The organism is Rubrivirga sp. (assembly GCF_049648075.1).
GTDB lineage: Bacteria > Bacteroidota > Rhodothermia > Rhodothermales > Rubricoccaceae > Rubrivirga.
Genome location: NZ_JBARYR010000677.1, coordinates 1 through 1,836 on the forward strand (window position 1 = coordinate 1; position 1,836 = coordinate 1,836).

Sequence of the window (1,836 nt, forward strand, 5' to 3'; positions counted from 1 at the left end):
GCACCTATGAGGGCGCGGGGAGGCCGGTTTCCCCGCAAGGCGCGTCATCCGCGCGCGCCTCCCACCGAGATATGAGCCAAAGGGCACAGAGGGGACTCCCCCTCCCGGCGCGAGCGCAGCCACCCCAGACAGCAGAAGGCCCCGCGCGTGGTGGAACACGCCGGGGCCGTGACCAGCAGGCCTGATGTTTCATGCCGGTATCCGACAGCGTAGCCGGTGGCTCCCCGGCCGCGCACGCTCGCGCACATTCACCCGATGCTCGTGCCCGAGGCCGTGAGGCCGTTCCGGTCGAGCGGGGCGTCTCGGGGCTGTACGTTCCAGTGGCACGTACAGTTAGTGCCACTGGTGACACATCTGCCCCCTTTCTCGTCGGTGCTGACGCCCCCTTCTGTGACTGGTTGAGCATCGCCCAGGAGCACCCCGAGCCCCACGAGCCGCTCCGAGACGGGCTCCTGCTGAAGCTCAACGACGCTACCGGCGACATCGAGCGATCCAGCGGCTGCTGGAAGAGCATCCCGGCCAGTCACGACACCGCGGTGTCCATCCGCTCGGACGGTCACCGGGTGGAGCTGTCCGGCAACATCGGCAGGCTCGGCAGGCCCGACAACGTGTTCGGGTACTCGGTTCTCGATTGCGTCGGCCTCGCCAACCGGCTGCTCGGCTCCCTCGGGCTCCCGCCGTTCACCCCCGGCGTCCGGGTTGCGCGCCAGGCCCGAGGCGCGAAGGCCACCCCCTTCGTCTGGACCGGCGCGACGCTCAGCCGTCTCGATCTGACGCGCAACCACGCCGCCGGCTCCGCCCGCGAGGCCTCCGACGCGCTCGACGCGCTCAAGCGTCAGAAGATCAGCCGCAAGGAGCCTCGCGCGTGGGAGAACACCGTGTGTCACGGCAGCCCCAAGTACATCGACCGGAAGGCCTACCTCAAGGGCGTGGAGATCCGCGAGCGGCTGAAGGCCCTCCGGCGGTCCGGCAAGTCCCAGCCTCCGTCGCGCGAGCGGGTCCGGTACCTCGAGCACCTCGCCGACTGGTGCGACCGGAACGGGCTCGTCCGCATCGAGCCGAAGTTCTCCCAGCGCGCGCTCGATCAGAAGCGGCTCCGCTACCTTGGCGACCTGAGCGACGAGCTGCTCGGCCAGGCTCACGCGAAGGAGGAGATGCTCGTGCTCGACCGACTCGAAGGTGATCCGCCCGGCGTCCAGAAGCTCAAGCCCGCCGAGGCCGGCATGTACCACGCGTACATGCGCGGGGTTCCTGGGCAGAGCTCCGGATACTCGCGCCGCACGCGCTACCGCCACCGCGCAGCGATCCTCGCGGCCACCGGCGTCGATGTCTTCGGCCCCGTCGCCGTCGAGTACGTCCCGGAGAAGCCGCGTCGTTTCAACCTGCGTCCCATCGGCCCCCCGGACTTCTACCGCGAGCACCTCGCCGCCTGAGCCAGGTCCACCGCGTTGGCTCGACCTCGCGCGCACCGCCGCAGCCTCCTGACGGCTCCCCGAGGACGCCGCGCGACCGTACTGCCCGGCAGGCCCCCACCGACCCGGTCGGGCCTCCCTTCCGTCCCTCGTCCGGCCTAACAGGCCGGTCGAGGGTCGGTTGGGAGTGCCTGTCTGGGGCCGGTTGTACACCGCCGCAGGCACCCTTCCCCGCTGGCCCATCTGGCGCTCCCTCGGGTCGCTGCACCGGTCCGAACGGTACGACCTTACCGAGCCGGAATTAGTCGGCAATTCAAGGGTAATTAGCTTGATCGGTATATGCTTACCGCCGATACTGGGGCTCCACTGAAGGAGTCCCGCGCATGACCGTTGACCTGCCTGAGTACACCCGCCGCACGCTCGC

At 69.6% G+C, this 1,836-nt stretch carries 1 protein-coding gene; it reads left to right on the plus strand.

Annotated elements, in window-relative coordinates; translation table 11 throughout:
- The first annotated feature begins 398 nt into the window (after nucleotides 1-398).
- Entirely contained in the window at nucleotides 399-1,433 is a 1,035-nt protein-coding gene (locus tag WBA11_RS18115) for a phage/plasmid replication domain-containing protein (RefSeq protein ID WP_424522037.1), read from the plus strand.
- Nucleotides 1,434-1,836 lie beyond the last annotated feature (403 nt).